Origin of the sequence: Streptomyces sp. D2-8, assembly GCF_023184515.1 — a bacterium.
GTDB lineage: Bacteria > Actinomycetota > Actinomycetes > Streptomycetales > Streptomycetaceae > Streptomyces.
The window spans coordinates 244,876-260,449 of sequence record NZ_JAAHBP010000007.1 but is presented as its reverse complement, the minus strand read 5'-3'; the positions used below and the strand labels follow the sequence as shown (position 1 = coordinate 260,449).

The 15,574-nt window shown below is 71.3% G+C and carries 12 protein-coding genes and 1 pseudogene; 8 read left to right on the top strand and 5 right to left on the bottom strand.

The window, feature by feature from the left end; genetic code table 11:
• The first annotated feature begins 32 nt into the window (after positions 1-32).
• A complete protein-coding gene (locus G3I77_RS14865) occupies positions 33-1,571 on the top strand; it encodes an MFS transporter (RefSeq protein WP_248503908.1) in 1,539 nt (512 codons plus the stop codon).
• A 115-nt stretch (positions 1,572-1,686) separates the two neighbouring features.
• On the opposite strand, the gene G3I77_RS14860 is transcribed toward G3I77_RS14865, so the two are convergent.
• Entirely contained in the window at positions 1,687-2,220 is a 534-nt protein-coding gene (locus G3I77_RS14860) for a MarR family winged helix-turn-helix transcriptional regulator (RefSeq protein ID WP_248503904.1), read from the bottom strand.
• A gap of 89 nt (positions 2,221-2,309) precedes the next feature.
• Here G3I77_RS14860 and G3I77_RS14855 point away from each other — a divergent pair, with 89 nt between their 5' ends.
• Positions 2,310-3,095 (top strand): dioxygenase, encoded by a 786-nt coding sequence (locus tag G3I77_RS14855; RefSeq protein WP_248503902.1) that lies wholly within the window; start codon positions 2,310-2,312, stop codon positions 3,093-3,095.
• Between the two features lie 87 nt (positions 3,096-3,182).
• Here the strand turns inward: G3I77_RS14855 and G3I77_RS14850 are convergent, their stop codons facing one another.
• Positions 3,183-3,701, bottom strand: coding sequence for a GNAT family N-acetyltransferase (locus G3I77_RS14850; RefSeq protein WP_248503900.1), 519 nt, complete (start codon positions 3,699-3,701; stop codon positions 3,183-3,185).
• A 194-nt stretch (positions 3,702-3,895) separates the two neighbouring features.
• Between G3I77_RS14850 and G3I77_RS14845 the strand changes: the two genes are divergently transcribed.
• Both G3I77_RS14845 and G3I77_RS41185 read left to right on the top strand, forming a co-directional pair.
• Complete coding sequence (locus tag G3I77_RS14845) at positions 3,896-4,894, top strand: RNA polymerase sigma factor RpoD/SigA (protein ID WP_248503897.1); 999 nt, start codon at positions 3,896-3,898, stop codon at positions 4,892-4,894.
• Positions 4,895-5,365: 471 nt separating this feature from the next.
• Positions 5,366-6,310, top strand: a complete 945-nt coding sequence (locus G3I77_RS41185) for a TetR/AcrR family transcriptional regulator (RefSeq protein ID WP_374385395.1) — start codon at positions 5,366-5,368, stop codon at positions 6,308-6,310.
• A 9-nt stretch (positions 6,311-6,319) separates the two neighbouring features.
• On the opposite strand, the pseudogene G3I77_RS14830 reads toward G3I77_RS41185, so the two are convergent.
• Positions 6,320-7,304: pseudogene (locus G3I77_RS14830) on the bottom strand (helix-turn-helix transcriptional regulator).
• 62 nt (positions 7,305-7,366) lie between these two features.
• On the opposite strand from G3I77_RS14830, the gene G3I77_RS14825 reads away from it, so the two are divergent.
• From G3I77_RS14825 to G3I77_RS14810, 4 genes are all read left to right on the top strand, one after another.
• The gene (locus G3I77_RS14825) at positions 7,367-8,875 is read left to right on the top strand and encodes an MFS transporter (RefSeq protein ID WP_248503892.1); all 1,509 of its coding nucleotides are present in this window, start codon (positions 7,367-7,369) and stop codon (positions 8,873-8,875) included.
• Between the two features lie 178 nt (positions 8,876-9,053).
• A complete protein-coding gene (locus tag G3I77_RS14820; protein ID WP_248503889.1) occupies positions 9,054-9,815 on the top strand; it encodes a DeoR/GlpR family DNA-binding transcription regulator in 762 nt (253 codons plus the stop codon).
• Entirely contained in the window at positions 9,812-10,759 is a 948-nt protein-coding gene (pfkB, locus tag G3I77_RS14815; RefSeq protein ID WP_248503885.1) for a 1-phosphofructokinase, read from the top strand. The genes G3I77_RS14820 and pfkB overlap by 4 nt, the downstream gene beginning before the upstream one ends.
• Before the next feature lie 145 nt (positions 10,760-10,904).
• Entirely contained in the window at positions 10,905-12,989 is a 2,085-nt protein-coding gene (locus tag G3I77_RS14810; protein ID WP_248503883.1) for a fructose-specific PTS transporter subunit EIIC, read from the top strand.
• A gap of 290 nt (positions 12,990-13,279) precedes the next feature.
• Here the strand turns inward: G3I77_RS14810 and G3I77_RS14805 are convergent, their stop codons facing one another.
• Positions 13,280-14,026 carry a DUF6227 family protein gene (locus G3I77_RS14805; protein WP_248503880.1) on the bottom strand — a complete coding sequence of 249 codons (747 nt, stop codon included), beginning with the start codon at positions 14,024-14,026 and terminating at the stop codon, positions 13,280-13,282.
• 179 nt (positions 14,027-14,205) lie between these two features.
• Positions 14,206-15,423, bottom strand: coding sequence for an Ig-like domain-containing protein (locus G3I77_RS14800; RefSeq protein WP_248503878.1), 1,218 nt, complete (start codon positions 15,421-15,423; stop codon positions 14,206-14,208).
• Between the last annotated feature and the right edge of the window lie 151 nt (positions 15,424-15,574).

Here is a 15,574-nt window from a genome sequence, read left to right as displayed (position 1 = left end):
TTCCGTCACGAAGTCCCGAAGTGGGTACCTCCATGTCTGAAACAGCCTCAAAGGCTCTCCGTGCTCCGGCCGAACCGGATCCGGGCCGCTGGAAAGCGCTCGTCTTCATCGCGCTCGCCCAGCTGATGGTCGTCCTCGACGCCACCATCGTGAACATCGCCCTGCCCTCCGCCCAGCAGGACCTCGGCATCTCCGACGGCAACCGGCAGTGGGTCGTCACGGCCTACGCCCTCGCCTTCGGCGGTCTGCTGCTCTTCGGCGGCCGGATAGCCGACCTGTGGGGCCGCAAGAAGGCCTTCGTCGTCGGCCTGGGCGGCTTCGCCGCGGCCTCCGCGCTCGGCGGCGCGGCCACCAACGAGGCGATGATGTTCGGCGCCCGTGGCCTCCAGGGCGCGTTCGGTGCCCTGCTCGCGCCCGCCGCGCTCTCCCTGCTCGCCGTGATGTTCACCGACGCCAAGGAGCGCGCCAAGGCGTTCGGCATCTACGGCGCGATCGCCGGTGGCGGCGGTGCCGTCGGTCTGATCCTGGGCGGCTTCCTCACCGAGTACCTGGACTGGCGCTGGACGTTCTTCGTGAACATCCCGTTCGCCATCGTCGCCGCGGCCGGTGCCTACTTCGTCATCCGTGAGCCCGAGGGCGGCCGCAACCGCTCCGCGCTCGACATCCCGGGCGTGATCCTGTCCACCCTCGGCCTGGTCGCCCTGGTCTACGGCTTCACCCGCGCCGAGTCGGACGGCTGGAGCGACTCCGTCACCGTCGGCATGTTCGTCGCCTCGGCCGTGCTGCTGCTGTCCTTCGTGCTCGTCGAGTCGAAGGTCAAGGCGCCGCTGCTGCCGCTGCGCGTGATCACCGAGCGCAACCGCGGTGGGATCTACCTCTCCCTCGGTCTCGCGATCATCGCGATGTTCGGCCTGTTCCTCTTCCTGACCTACTACCTGCAGATCGTGAAGGGCTACTCGCCGGTCAAGACCGGGTTCGCCTTCCTGCCGATGATCGCGGGCATGATCACCGGCTCCACCCAGATCGGCACCCGCCTGATGACCCGGGTCGCGCCGCGCCTGCTGATGGGCCCCGGCTTCCTGGTCGCCGCGCTCGGCATGCTGCTGCTGACCCAGCTGGAGATCGGCTCCTCGTACGCGGCCCTGCTGCTGCCGGCGATGCTGCTGCTCGGCCTCGGCATGGGTACGGCGTTCATGCCGGCCATGTCGCTGGCCACCCAGGGCGTCGAGCCACGGGACTCCGGTGTCGCCTCCGCGATGGTCAACACCTCGCAGCAGGTGGGCGGCGCGATCGGCACGGCCCTGCTGAACACCATCGCCGCCTCGGCGACCACGGCGTACGTCGCCGACCACATCGCCGGGGCGACCAGCCGGTCCCAGCAGCAGCTGGTCCAGCTGGAGGCCATGGTGCAGGGCTACACCAGCGCCATCTGGTTCGCCGTCGGCATCCTCGTGGTGGCCGCCGCGATCGCCCTGACCCTGGTCAACGCCGGCCGCCCGGGCACGACCACGGTGACCGGCTCCGACGAGAGCGCGGCGGACGAGGTGCAGATCCCGGTCGTCGCCCACTGACGCCCGCGCACCGCACCCCTTCGGGCCATCCGTAGGCGCGTGGAAGGCCATCCGTAGGCACGTGGAAGGGGACGCCTCGCACCTACGGAATCCAGGACCTGCCCCGGCTCCCGCGTCAGCGGAGCCAGGGCAGGTCCGCACCCGCTTCGGCCGGCTGAAGTCCCTCGGAGACGATCCGCATGATCTCGCCGAGGGACTTCTGCTGTTCCGGGGAGAGCCGGTCGAAGACCGCCTGGCGGACGGCCTCCACATGGCCCGGCGCGGTCTGCCGCAGCACGTCGTAGCCCTCGTCCGTGAGGACGGCGAACTGGCCCCGCTTGTCGTCGGGGCAGTCCTCCCGGCGCACCCAGCTGTTCTTCTCCAGACGCGCGATGGCGTGTGAGAGACGGGACCGGGTGATCTTCGCCAGCATCGCGAGCTCGGTCATCCGCAGCCGCCGCCGCGGCGCCTCGGCGAGCTTGACCAGGAGGCCGTAGTAGACGTGCGGCATGCCCGCGTCACGCTGCAGCTGACGGTCGAGATGGTCGTCGAGGAGGGTGACGCCCTCCATGAACGAACGCCAGACGCGCTGCTCCTCGTCGGTGAGCCAGCGCGGTTCCTTGGGCTCCGCGGCGGAGCCGGGTGTCGATGCGGATGCGGGTGCCTTCATGTGTTCCACTCTACGCGGCCCCTCCTTGAACTTTAAACAAATGGCTCGTACAGTTTGTTAGGGAATCATTTTTTGGAGGGAGTCGCAGCATGTCCGCCGCCACTCAGGAGCGCATGCCCGCTCTGTACCTCAGCCACGGCGCACCGCCCCTGGCGGACGACCCGGTCTGGCCCGGTGAACTGGCCGCATGGTCCGCCGGCCTGCCGCGCCCCAAGTCCGTCCTGATCGTCTCCGCCCACTGGGAGGAGGCCCCGCTCGCCCTCGGCGCCACCGAGACCGTGCCGCTCGTCTACGACTTCTGGGGCTTCCCGGAGCACTACTACCGGGTGAAGTACGACGCCCCCGGCGCACCGGAGCTCGCCGAGTCCGTACGCAAGCTGCTGCGCGCCCCCGGCATGCCCGTCCAGGACGTCCCCGACCGCGGCCTCGACCACGGTGCCTACGTCCCGCTGGTCGAGATGTACCCGGAGGCCGACATCCCGGTCCTCCAGGTGTCCATGCCGACGCTCGACCCGGTCCGGCTCCTGGAGATCGGCCGCAAGCTCGCCCCCCTGCGGGACGAGGGTGTGCTCATCGTCGGCTCCGGCTTCTTCACGCACAACCTGGCCGCGCTCCGGCAGGGCGGCATCCCCGCCTGGTCCGCCGAGTTCGACGACTGGGGCCGGCGGGCGCTGGAGGCGCGTGACGTGGACGCCCTGCTCGACTTCACCCGCAAGTCGCCCGCCGGGCAGCTGGCCCACCCGCGCACCGAGCACTTCGCCCCGCTGTTCGTGACCATGGGCGCGGCCGACGCGGCCGGTGAGCTGGACGCGCAGAGGTCCGTGATCGACGGGTTCTGGATGGGGCTGGCGAAGCGGTCGGTGCAGTTCGGCTGAGCGGGGCCGACGGGTGTCGGTGCGGTTCGGCTGTGGTGGGCCCGACGGGCAGGCGCCCACAGCGGCTCTCGTGCCAGGCGCAGGTGCCTACAGCGGCTTCTCGTACCAGGCCACGTCCCAGTACCGGCCGAACTTGCGGCCGACCTCCCGGTAGGTGGCGACATGCCGGAAGCCGAGGCGCTCGTGCAGCCGGGCCGACGCCTCGTTCGGCAGCGCGATGCCCGCGTAGGCGCGGTGCAGATCCTCGCCGGACAGGGCCTCGAAGAGGGCCGAGTAGAGGAGCGTGCCGACGCCGCGCCCGCCGGCGTCCGGGGCGACGTACACGGTCGTCTCCACGGAGGTGGCATAGGCGGGCTTCATTCGGAAAGGGCTGGAAGTGGAGTACCCCAGAATCTCCTGTGAGTCCGCCGCCGTGGCAACCATCAGGCGATGCGGTCCGTCTTCAGGGTGGGAGAGCAGCCAAGGGCGGCGCTCCTCCGGACTGAAGATCGTGATATCGAATGTGATCGCCGTCTCACGTACATAGTGGTTGTAGAGGGCTGTGAGGGCCTCGAGGTCAGCCTCGACTCCCGGCCTGACCTGCACCTCTGTACGCTCCGTCGGCACCGCGCCTCCCTGTGTGGCCGGACAGGGTACTGCATGATCAGAAAAATCGGGGGCCGGGTTGGGAATTCTGTCCTGATTCCAGTCGTTGTTTCCATCGGATGCAGGGCACCCGAGGAGAGTCCGGAGAGTCCCGGAAGACGGAGCCCCGCGTCCGAAGGACCACCCGCTGACCTCACCATCGCAAGGGAGCTCGCATGGCAACCCGTGCCGTCGCCCGTCGTCAGTCCGCCACCGGCGAGACGGCCGACGCGGCAAGCAGTGTTCGCGCCCATGGCGGCGAGATCGCCGACCGCGACCTGGTCGGCATGTACCTCGACGAGATCGCGCGTACACCGCTGCTCGACGCCGCCAAGGAGGTCGAGCTGTCCCAGATCATCGAAGCGGGTGTGTTCGCGCAGCAGATCCTCGACGGCCTGGAGGAGAACAAGGCCGAGGCCTCGCCCGAGGAGCTGCAGGCCCTGGTCGACGAGAGCGAGCGGGCCAAGGATGTCTTCATCCGCTCCAACCTGCGCCTGGTCGTCGCGGTCGCCCGCCGCTACCCCCGCAGCGGTCTGCCGCTGCTGGACCTGATCCAGGAGGGCAACGCCGGCCTGGTGCGCGCGGTCGAGAAGTTCGACTACCGCAAGGGCTTCAAGTTCTCCACGTATGCGACGTGGTGGATCCGCCAGGCCATCACGCGGTCGATAGCGGACCAGTCCCGTACGATCCGCCTGCCCGTCCACCTCGTGGAGGAGCTCGGCCGGATCCGCCGTGTGCAGCGCGAGTTCAACCGCGAGCACGGCCGGGACCCGGAGCCCACGGAGATCGCGGCCGAGCTCGGCTCGACCCCGGAGCGCGTCACCGACGTCCTGGACTGGGCCCGCGACCCGGTCTCGCTGAACATGTCGGTCGACGACGAGGGCGAGACCCAGTTCGGCGACCTCCTGGAGGACACCTCGGCGGTGTCGCCCGAGCAGTCGGTGCTCACGCTGCTGCGCAGCGAGGAGCTCGACGACCTGATCGGCCGGCTCGACCAGCGCACGGCGTCGATCATCAAGATGCGCTACGGCATCGAGGACGGCCGGGAGCGCACGCTGACCGAGGTCGGCAAGGAGCACGGCCTGACCCGCGAGCGCATCCGGCAGATCGAGAAGCACGCGCTGCTGGAGCTGAAGAAGCTGGCCCGCAGCACCGGATTCGACGCGGCGGCGTGACACGTGTGACGGTGAGCCTCCGGGCGGACGGCCCGCCTCCCACGGCCGGTGGGTGACGGACCCAGTGCGCCCGGGGGTCACCGCGTACGCCGGGTGGCGAAAGACCGCGCAAACATGGCGTTGTAACGCCGCTTCAATCCGCGGACTGAGGGAACAAGACTTCTGGGTCCACCAGTTCGGGCCCGGGGCCACGCCCCCTGAACCCCAACAGCCAAGTCCCGTCGCACTCCCCCCGGCGCCGGGACTTCCCCCGAGGCCGGGCTTCGGCGTCCTTCCCCCCGGACGCCGGAGCCCGGCTCTCAACTGTCCGGCCCGCCTTCGCCGGAAGCCGGCCGAGGAGTGGGTGTGGTGCTGGAGGGCGGGTCACCCCGTACCTGAACCACGGGGTGGCCCGCCAGATGGCAGATTGTGTCACATAGGCATAGCCTGCCGGGCGTGAGCAGCACCACCCCGACCCCGCCTTCGCCCTCGCTGACCGAGCGGCGGAAGGCCGAGACACGTATGGAGATCGCCCGGGCGGCGGCCGGCCTCTTCGTACGGCGCGGCCTGCGCGCCACGCGCGCGGAGGACATCGCCCAGGCAGCCGGTGTCGCCCCGCGCACCTTCTACCGGTACTTCGCCACCAAGGAAGAAGCCGTCGCCCCGCTCTACGCGGCCGGCGCCCAGCGCTGGGCGGAGGCGGTGCGTGCCGCTCCCGCCGACGTCGGTGTGATCCAAGCCCTGGAGGAGGGGGTGCGCCACACCCTCACCCCGGGCGTCGGCGTCTCGGCGTCCTCCTGGGAGTGGGTCCGCGCGCTCCTGCGCCTGGCCGAGGCGACCCCGTCCCTGCGCAGGGTGTGGGCGGAGGTGTGCCAGGCGTCCGAGCGGCTGCTGGGGGAGGTGCTGGCGGAACGGGTGACACGTGCCGGGGCGTCCGGGACTCCCGGGGTGCCTGCGGCGCCGGAGTGCGGCGACAACGTTGCCGCCGCTGCTGGCGCGGCCTCCGCCGGGACCGCTGGTCCGGTCTCCGCCGGGACTGCTGGTCCGGTCTCCGCCGGGACTGCTGGTCCGGCCTCCGGGGCGACTCCTGGCGCGGCCTCCGCCGGGACCGCTGGTCCGGTCTCCGGGGCGACTCCTGGCGCGGCCTCCGCCGGGACCGCTGGTCCGGTCTCCGGGGCGCCCCCAGCCCCGGCCTCCGCCGCGCCCCCTGCCCCGGCCCCCGCCGCAGCCTCTGCTCTGCCCTGCGCAGCAGCCCCTGCCCTGCCCCGCGCGGCAGACCCTGAGCTGCGCTTCGCCGCCGCGGTCGCGAGTGCCGCCGTGCGTGCCGCCCTGGAGGCCTGGGCCGCGGGGGACGGGCCTGTCGAGGGCCCGGACGGTCCGGCGGAACTCGCGCTGCGGAATCTCGCCGCGCTGCGGGACTTCCCGTGGGGCGCGTGACGCGACGGCTCACGCCCCGCCGGCGTCCCGTCCGCCGGCCGCTCTGCTCAACCGCGCCCCCAACTCCCGCACGGCCGTCACCAGTTGCTCGGGCTCGTGCACCACGAAGTCGCACTCCAGCATCGCCAGCCGGAACGCCACCCACTGCACCGCGTCCCCGACGGATCCCCGCAGCCGGCAGCTGCCTTCGTCCAACGGCTCCGGCGTGCCCAGCCACTTGGGCACCCGGGCGGCGACGAAGTCGGCCGGTGCGGCGAACGTGACCTCGAAGTCGTAGGACGGCTGCTGCCGTTGCATCGACCGCCGCAGGTACTCCGCCGCGCTCCCCGTCGGCAGCTCACGCGGCACGAACCGGGCCCCGGTGGCGAACGGCTCGCTGACCCGGTCGACGCGGAACGTGCGCCAGTCGTCCCGGTCGATGTCGTACGCCACGAGGTACCAGCGGCGGCCCGTCGACACCAGCCGGAACGGCTCCGTCAGGCGCCGCGACTCGGTGCCGTCCGCGGCCCGGTAGGCGAACCGCAGCCGCTCGTGCCCGGCCACCGTCGAGGCCATGACGGTCAGGGTCTCGGGTGCGATGCTCGGCCCGTCCCCGCTGGTCAGTGGTGTGGTGGCGGCCTGGAGGGTGGTCACGCGGTGGCGCAGCCGGCCCGGCAGGACCTGCTCCAAGTTTGGCCAGCGCCCGCACCGACGCCTCGTCCAGGCCCTCCACCGCGTGCCCGGCCCCGGCGCGCAGCCCGACCGCGATGGCCACGGCCTCCTCGTCGTCGAGCACGAGCGGCGGCATGGCCTTGCCGGCGACCAGCCGGTAGCCGCCGTCGGCGCCCTTGGTCGCCTGCACGGGGTAGCCCAGCTCGCGCAGCCGGTCGATGTCCCGACGGACCGTGCGGCGGGAGACCCCGAGCCGGCCGGCGAGCTCGCCGCCGGGCCATTCGCGGGGCGTCTGGAGGAGGGAGAGGAGCGTCAGCAGCCGGGCCGGAGTGTCCGTCGTCATACCGACGAGGATGCCTCACCACTAGGACATGTTCTGACCTAATGAGGGTCTAACTTCGAAGCATGAACTCCACCGACACCACCCTCGGCACGGCGGGCCGCGGGACCGACCGCCGACGCTGGTTCGCCCTCGCGATCGTGATGACCGCGGCCTTCATGGACCTCGTCGACGTGACGATCGTCAACATCGCCATCCCGTCGATCCAGCGGGAGGCGGGCGCGTCCTTCAGCCAGATCCAGTGGATCACCGCCGGTTACGCCCTCGCCTTCGCCGCCGGTCTGATCACCGGCGGACGGCTCGGCGACATCCACGGCCGCAAGCGGATCTTCCTCGTCGGCATCGGCGGTTTCACGGTGGCCTCCGCGCTGTGCGGTCTCGCGGTGAACCCGGAGATGCTGGTCGCCTCGCGGTTCCTGCAGGGCGGCATGGCGGCGCTGATGGTGCCGCAGGTGCTGTCGATCGTGCACGCGACCTTCCCGGCGCACGAGCGGGGCAAGGTGTTCGGGCTGTTCGGCGCGGTCGTCGGTCTCGGGGCCGTGTCCGGTCCGCTGCTCGGCGCGCTGCTGACCGAGTGGGACCTGTTCGGCTGGGGGTGGCGGTCGATCTTCCTGATCAACCTGCCCGTGGGTGTCGCCGGGCTGGTCCTCGGCAGCCGCTTCATCAGCGAGTCCAAGGCGCCGCGCGCTCTGAAGCTGGACCTGGTGGGTGTCGCGCTCGTGACGCTGGGCCTGCTGATGCTGCTCTATCCGCTCATTCGCGGTCGTGAGCTGGACTGGCCGGTGTGGGGGTACCTCTCGATGGCCGGCTCGCTCGTCGTCCTCGCCGCGCTGGTGGCGTACGAGAAGCGGAAGGCCTCCCGGGACGGCTCCCCGTTGATCGAGCTGTCCCTGTTCAGGGTCAAGAGCTTTGCGGCGGGCATCGCCGTGCAGACCGTCTTCGGGGTCGCGCTCGGAGTGTTCTTCCTGGTGTGGACGCTGTACATGCAGTTCGGGCTGGGCTGGAGCCCGCTGAAGGCCGGGCTGACCGGGGTGCCGTTCTCGATCGCCGTGTCCGCGGCCGCCGGGATGTCGGTGCAGATGCTGGTCCCGCGCTTCGGGCGCAGGGTGCTCCAGGCGGGCGCGCTCGTGATGGCGGCCGGGGTGCTGCTCTACATCTGGGAGTCCGGGCACTACGGCCTCGCCATAGCTCCCTGGCAGATGGCCCTCCCGCTCGTCGTGATGGGCGTGGGCATGGGCCTGATCGTCGCGCCGCTGACCGACGCGGTCCTCTCGGAGGTGCCGCGCGAGCACGCCGGTTCGGCGTCGGGGCTGATCAACACCGTGCAGCAGATGGGCAACGCGCTGGGTCTGGGGCTGGTGTCGGTGGTGTTCTTCGGCACGATCTCCGACCATCTGCGGCCGGAGCAGGTCGGTCCGGCCTTCGCGGACGCCTTCCAGAACGCGCTCGGCTGGGTCGCCGCGGTGATGGGCGCCATCTTCCTGCTGATGTTCGCGCTGCCGAAGCGGCCCGCGCAGCATGTGGAGGGGGAGCAGGCGGCGTTGGAGGAGCAGGAACCGGCGCTGGCCTCCTGAGAACGGCGCGAACGGACCGCGGCGGATGCGGTTCCAGCGGGCTCGGCACCTCGGGTGCCGGGCCCGCTCGCGTTTCTACTCATGCCCGGCTGGGTCCGAACCTGTTTACTTTGCGGCAATCTCGGCGTAGCCTCCCGCTGAAACCACACGTTCGGGCATGAGGCGGAGGTGAACGGACATGTACGCACCGGAGCGGCAGCAGGAGATCCTCCGGCTCGCCCGTGACGGCGGCCGAGTGGATGTCGTGTCGCTGGCCGAGGAGTTCCAGGTGACGGCGGAGACGATCCGCCGGGATCTGAAGGCCCTCGACCGCGCCGGGCTGGTCCGCCGGGTGCACGGCGGGGCCATCCCGGCCGGGCGCCTCGACTTCGAGCCGGACCTCGCCGAGCGCGAGACGACCGCCGCCGACGAGAAGGACAACATCGCCAAGGCGGCCCTCGCGGAACTGCCCGTCGAGGGCACGGTGATCCTCGACGCCGGGACGACGGTGGCCCGGATGGCCGCCGCCCTCCCGCTGGAGGCATCCCTCACCGTCGTCACCCACAGCCTCCCCATCGCGGCCCGTCTCGCCGACCACCCCGGCATCCAGCTCCACCTCATCGGAGGGCGCGTACGCCACCGCACGCGCGCTGCCGTGGACGCCTGGGCGCTGCGGGCGTACGGCGAGATCCGCGCCGACGTGCTGTTCGTGGCCGCCAACGGCTTCTCCGCCGAGCACGGCCTGACCACCCCCGACCTCGCCGAGGCCGCCGTGAAGCGCGCGGCCGTCGCCGCCGCCCGCCGCGTGGTGCTGCTCGCCGACTCCTCCAAGCACGGCCAGGAGCACTTCGCCCGCTTCGGCGACCTGAGCGATGTGGACCTGCTGATCACCGACAGCGGGCTGAGCCCCGAAGACGCCGTCGCGATCGAGCGCGGCGGCACGGAAGTAGTGCGCGCATGATCCTCACCGTCACCCCCAACCCGTCCCTGGACCGCACCTACGAGGTGCCGTCCCTCGACCGCGGCGAGGTCATCCGCGCCACCGGCGAGCGGATGGACCCGGGCGGCAAGGGCGTGAACGTCTCGCGTGCCGTCGCCGCGGCGGGGCAGCGCACGGTGGCGGTCCTGCCCCTGGGCGGCGCCCCGGGCGCCCTCGTCGCCGACCTGCTCGACAAGCAGGGCATCGAGGTCGCGCCCGTACCGGTCGCCGGGGCCACCCGCTCCAACATCGCCCTCGCCGAGTCCGACGGCGTCCTGACGAAGATCAACGCGCCCGGCCCCGAACTGTCCGGCGCCGAGCGGGAACTGCTCCTGGAGACCGTGCGGCAGCAGTCCCGCGAGGCCGCCTGGATCGCCTGCTGCGGCAGCCTCCCCCGCGGGCTCGCCCCCTCCTGGTACGCCGAGCTGGTCGCCCGCGCGCACGCCGCCGGGGCGCGGATCGCCCTGGACACCTCGGGGCCCGCCCTGCTCGCGGCCCTGCGCGAGCGGCCCGACGTGGTCAAGCCGAACGCCGAGGAACTGTCCGAGGCCGTCGGCCGCCCCCTCGCCACCGTCGGCGACGCCGTCAAGGCCGCCGAGGAACTGCGCGAGATGGGCGCCCGGGCCGTCCTCGCCAGCCTCGGCGCCGACGGTCAGCTGCTCGTCTCCGACCAGGGCGCCTGGTTCGGCAGCGCCCGCGTGGCCGCCGTCCGCAGCAACGTGGGCGCCGGCGACTCCTCCCTCGCCGGGTTCCTGATCGCCGGCGGCAACGGCCCCGAGGCCCTGGCCTCCGCGGTCGCCCACGGCGCGGCGGCCGTCCAACTGCCCGGCAGCGTGATGCCGACGCCGCGTGACCTGGACCCGGCGGCGGTGACGGTCACGTCCGAGGTCCCGGCGGACCGTGTGCTGAAGGAGCCGGTGTCATGACCTACGACGAGCAGCGCGGACCGACGCGCGAGCGGCGGGCCTCCCCGTTACCCGCCGCCTCCACCCCCGTCACCCCCCACCGCACCCCCGTCCCCCTCCCCGCCCACCCCTCCCACCGGGCGATACGCGTGCTAAGGAGCCCGCGATGAGCGACATGATCACGGCGGAACTGGTCGATCTCGACCTCTCCGCCGACACCAAGGAAGCGGCGGCGCGTGCCCTCGCCGAGCGCATGGTGGCCCTGGGCCGGGTGACCGACCTGGACGGCTTCCTCGCCGACGTGGCCGCCCGCGAGGCCCAGATGCCGACCGGCCTCGACGGCGGCATCGGCATCCCGCACTGCCGCAGCGAGCACGTCACCGAGCCGACGCTCGCCTTCGGACGCAGCGCCGACGGCATCGACTTCGGTGCCCCGGACGGCCCCGCCGACCTGATCTTCCTGATCGCCGCGCCGGCCGGCGCGGACGACGCCCATCTGACGATCCTGTCGTCGCTGGCCCGGCAGCTGATGAACAGCGAGTTCACCGACGCCCTGCGCGCGGTGAGCGACGCGCCGGCCGCGGCGGCCCTGATCCGCGGCGACGAGCCGGACGCACCCGCACCGGCGGGCACCGAAGACCCCGTGGCGTCGGCGGGAGCGGCCTCTCCCGCCGCCGCCACGGTCACCGACGAAGCCGGCGACACCGCTGAGAGCGACACCGCTGAGGGCGACACCACTGGGGGCGAGGAGCGTCCGTTCCGCATCGTCGCCGTCACCTCCTGCCCCACCGGCATCGCCCACACCTACATGGCGGCCGAGTCGCTGGAGAACGCCGGCCGGGAGGCGGGCGTCGAAGTCACCGTCGAGCCCCAGGGCTCGGCCGGTTTCACCCGGCTCGCCCCGGAGGTCATCGCCGCGGCGGACGCCGTGATCTTCGCCCACGACGTGCCCGTGCGGGAGAAGGAGCGGTTCGCCGGCAAGCCCACCGTCGACGTCGGTGTGAAGGCGGGCATCAACCGCCCGGCCGAACTCATCGCCGAGGTCCGCGAGAAGGCCGCGCGCGGCGAGGTCACCTCCGGATCCGCCCCGGCAACCCCCGTGGAGCGCTCCGGCGACTCCGGCGAGGGCTACGGCACCAAGCTGCGCAAGTGGCTGATGTCCGGCGTCAGTTACATGGTGCCGTTCGTCGCCGCGGGCGGTCTGCTGATCGCCCTCGGGTTCGCGATCGGCGGCTACAAGGTCGACAAGGCCCCGTCGGTGATGGACCACTTCATGTGGATGCAGGCCGACAGCTGGGCGGCCCTGCTCTTCCAGATCGGCGGCGTGGCCTTCGGCTTCCTCGTCCCGGTACTGGCCGGCTACATCGCCTACGGCATGGTGGACCGGCCCGGTATCGTCCCCGGGTTCGTCGGCGGCATGATCGCGCTCAACATCAACGCAGGCTTCCTCGGCGGCCTGGCGGCCGGTCTGATCGCCGGTGGCGTCGTGATGGCGATCCAGAAGGTGAACGTCCCGGCGGCGCTGCGCGGCATCATGCCCGTGGTGGTGATCCCGCTGATCTCCTCGGCGATCGTCGGGTTCCTGATGTTCGTCGTCATCGGCAAGCCCATCGCCGAGGCCCAGAAGGGCATGACCGACTGGCTGAACGGCCTGTCCGGCAGCAACGCGATCCTGCTCGGCACCCTGCTCGGCCTGATGATGTGCTTCGACCTCGGCGGCCCCGTCAACAAGGTCGCCTACACCTTCGCCACGGCCGGCATCGCGGTGGCCAGCCCCAGCGACTCGGCGATGAAGATCATGGCCGCGGTGATGGCGGCCGGCATGGTCCCGCCGCTGGCCATGGCCCTGGCGACGACCGTGCGCGGCAAGCTCTTCACCCAGACCGAGCGGGAGAACGGCAAGGCCGCCTGGGTGCTCGGCGCCTCCTTCATCTCCGAGGGCGCGATCCCCTTCGCCGCGGCCGACCCGCTGCGCGTCATCCCGGCCTCCATGGCGGGCGGCGCGGTCACCGGCGCCCTGTCGATGGCCTTCGGCGCCACCCTGCGTGCCCCGCACGGCGGCATCTTCGTGGTCCCGCTGATCGGCAACCCGTTCCTCTACCTGCTCGCCATCGCCGCGGGCGTCTGCGTCACGACGGCCCTCGTCGTCGTCCTGAAGGGCATGCGCAAGCCGGCCCCGGGGGCCGCACCGGCCTCCGGCGAGGGCAGCGCGGACCGGAAGGCGGAGACGAAGCAGCCCGTCGCGGCATGAAGCGGGTGAGGTTCGCCCCTTTCGGGGTGTGTGAACCGTTCATGCCACCTGCGAGATAGATCACGAAAATCACGGCCCGGGATCGAAGTCCCGGGCCGTGGTGTCTACTGGGGCGCATGCCCGAGCACGTCTCCCGGTGGCCCGAAGGCCACCCTCTCCCCGCCCTCCCGCAACAGCGGCAGACGGGCCCCCGGTCGGAGTCCGTGGAACTGACCCCCGAGGAGAGAGACGCCTTCGCCGAGCTGGCGCGCCAACTCGGCGACAGAGGCGTATAGGGCCTGTCGTTTGGATCAGGAGAGCTGCGCCGCGCGCCGCTCCATCGCCTCGCGTGCCGCGTCCTCGCTGATGTACACCTCGCACATGTGCCGCCCGTCCGGCGTCGCCGTGTGCTCGACCTCCCAGAGGGAGACCTCCTCGCCGTCGCGCAGCAGGAACGCGTGCTCGTAGAGCGAGAAGCCCAGTCCCGCCCGGCCCGCGCGGCACGGCCGGCCGAAGGCCTGGGTGATCTGGTGCCCGGACGCCGTGGCCAGCAGGGCCGCCGTGTCCGCGCCCGGCCGGTCCGTGTTCTCCGCCCGGCGCAGTAACCTGCGCGCGTGGTCCGCCGAATCCTCCGCGGCGTACGCGTGCCGGGGCGCGGGGACGGGGGACAGCTGCACCATCACCGGCAGTTCGAAGTCCGGGGTGTCCGGCGGCAGCGGCAGCCGCGTGGTGGCGGCGCGCAGCTCCTCCTCGTCGACGTACACCTCGTGCTGCGCTTCGCTGCCCGGCGCGGTGTTGTGGACGAGCTCCCAGAGTGTGAGCGCCGAACCGTCGGCGAGCAGCCACGTGTGCCGGTACGTCTCCCGGTGCAGGCCCGCGCTGTGGTGCGCGGAGTGCAGCGAACCGTCGTGCGCCAGCGCGCAGTCGAGGCGCCTTATCGTCTCGTCCGGTAGTTCGAAGGAGTTCAGGGCGCGGCCGAGGAGTCGCGCGAGGTGCTCCTCCGGAGACTCGGGCGAGTCGTGGGGTTCGTACGCTGCCGTCTCGTACGGAACGCTCAAGGTTTCTCCCGGCGTTGCTGCATGTCACCTTGTGGGTGCATACCGTAGCCCCTCGGTCGGACATCATGTCCGGGAACCGAGAAAACGTACGTCCGGGAAAACGCGCGGGCCGCGCGAAAAGTTCCCGCGCGGCCCGGTCGGTCCGTCAAAAACCCCAGTTGGGGCGGTCCTTCAGCTGGTCAGGAAGCGTCGCCCGAGACCCACTGGCTCCACGCCATGTTCCAGCCGTTGAGCCCGTTGTCCGGCGCCACCGTCTTGTCCGGGGAGTTCTTCACGATCACCACGTCGCCGATGAGCGAGTTGTCGTAGAACCACTTGGAGGGCGTGCTGCCCCCCGCGCCCTGGACGTCGGCGAGACCGACGCAGCCGTGGCTGGTGCCCTGGCGGCCGAAGGGCGGGTTGCCCTTGTTGTACCAGTAGTTGCCGTGGATGAAGGTGCCGGACGTCGTCAGACGCATCGCGTGCGGCACGTCCGGGATGTCGTACTCGCCGCCCAGCCCGACCGTCCGGCTGTTCATCCGGGTCTGGACGAACTTCTCCGAGATCACCATCTGCCCGTTGTAGGTGGTGTGCTGCGCGCTGCCCGCCGAGATCGGGATCGTCTTGACGGTCTTGCCGTCCCGCACGACCGTCATGGTCTGGGTGCCCGCGTCGACCGTGGAGACCTGCGAACGGCCCACCGTGAAGGTGACCGTCTTCTTCTGCACGCCGTAGACGCCGTTCGCGCCCTCGACCCCGTCCAGATCGATGTTCATCGTGACCTTGGAGCCGGCCTTCCAGTACTCCTGCGGCCGGAAGTCGAGCCGCTGCCCGTTGAACCAGTGCCCGACGACCTTCTGCCCGCTGCTGGAGGTCACCGTGATGTGCGACTGCACGGTCTTGCGGTCGGTGATGGCCTTGTCGAAGGTGAACGACACCGGCATGCCCACACCGACCGTCGTGCCGTTGTCCGGCGTGTACGTCCCGATGAAGCTGTTCGAGGACGTCACCGTCGTGAAGATCGAGTTGGCCGCGGCCGTCCGGCCGTCCGTGTCCTGGGCGGTCGCCGATATCTGGTACTTCGTCCCGCGCTCCAGCTGCTCCTTCGGCTTCCAGGCCTTGCCGTCGCCGGACATGGAGCCCGGCACGGCCTGGTCGCTGCCCGCCACCGTCATCTTCACGTCGGTCAGCTTCCCGTCGCTGACCTTCACGCCGGTCGAGTTGATGGACGCGCCGGTCGAACCGTCCTTCGCCGAGATGGCGATCTTCGCGACGGACGTCTTGGTGCCGCCGTCGCCGCCCTTCTCGTCGTCCTTGGCGTTGGCGCTGCCACCGCAGGCGGTGAGCGTCAGGGCGCCGACCATCAGGGCGGCACAGGCCCCCACAGTGCGCCGCGCTGAAATGTTCGGCGTTGTCACGGGCTGCTCCCAGTTCGTGTGATGTTGCGTGATCCGCTCCAGTACGTGAGGGAAGAGGGGGCGGGGAGCCGGTCGGGTTCCGTCCGTTCCCCATGAAGGCCGTCACGTGACAGAACCGCGACAAATTCCGGCCCCGTGTGGATCTGCCGAG

Excerpts from the sequence above, each read along its gene's own strand:
- G3I77_RS14865 (WP_248503908.1), top strand. The coding sequence starts at position 33 with ATGTCTGAAACAGCCTCAAAGGCTCTCCGTGCTCCGGCCGAACCGGAT.
- G3I77_RS14860 (WP_248503904.1), bottom strand. The coding sequence starts at position 2,220 with ATGAAGGCACCCGCATCCGCATCGACACCCGGCTCCGCCGCGGAGCCC.
- G3I77_RS14855 (WP_248503902.1), top strand. The coding sequence starts at position 2,310 with ATGTCCGCCGCCACTCAGGAGCGCATGCCCGCTCTGTACCTCAGCCAC.
- G3I77_RS14845 (WP_248503897.1), top strand. The coding sequence starts at position 3,896 with ATGGCAACCCGTGCCGTCGCCCGTCGTCAGTCCGCCACCGGCGAGACG.
- G3I77_RS14825 (WP_248503892.1), top strand. The coding sequence starts at position 7,367 with ATGAACTCCACCGACACCACCCTCGGCACGGCGGGCCGCGGGACCGAC.
- G3I77_RS14820 (WP_248503889.1), top strand. The coding sequence starts at position 9,054 with ATGTACGCACCGGAGCGGCAGCAGGAGATCCTCCGGCTCGCCCGTGAC.
- pfkB (WP_248503885.1), top strand. The coding sequence starts at position 9,812 with ATGATCCTCACCGTCACCCCCAACCCGTCCCTGGACCGCACCTACGAG.
- G3I77_RS14810 (WP_248503883.1), top strand. The coding sequence starts at position 10,905 with ATGAGCGACATGATCACGGCGGAACTGGTCGATCTCGACCTCTCCGCC.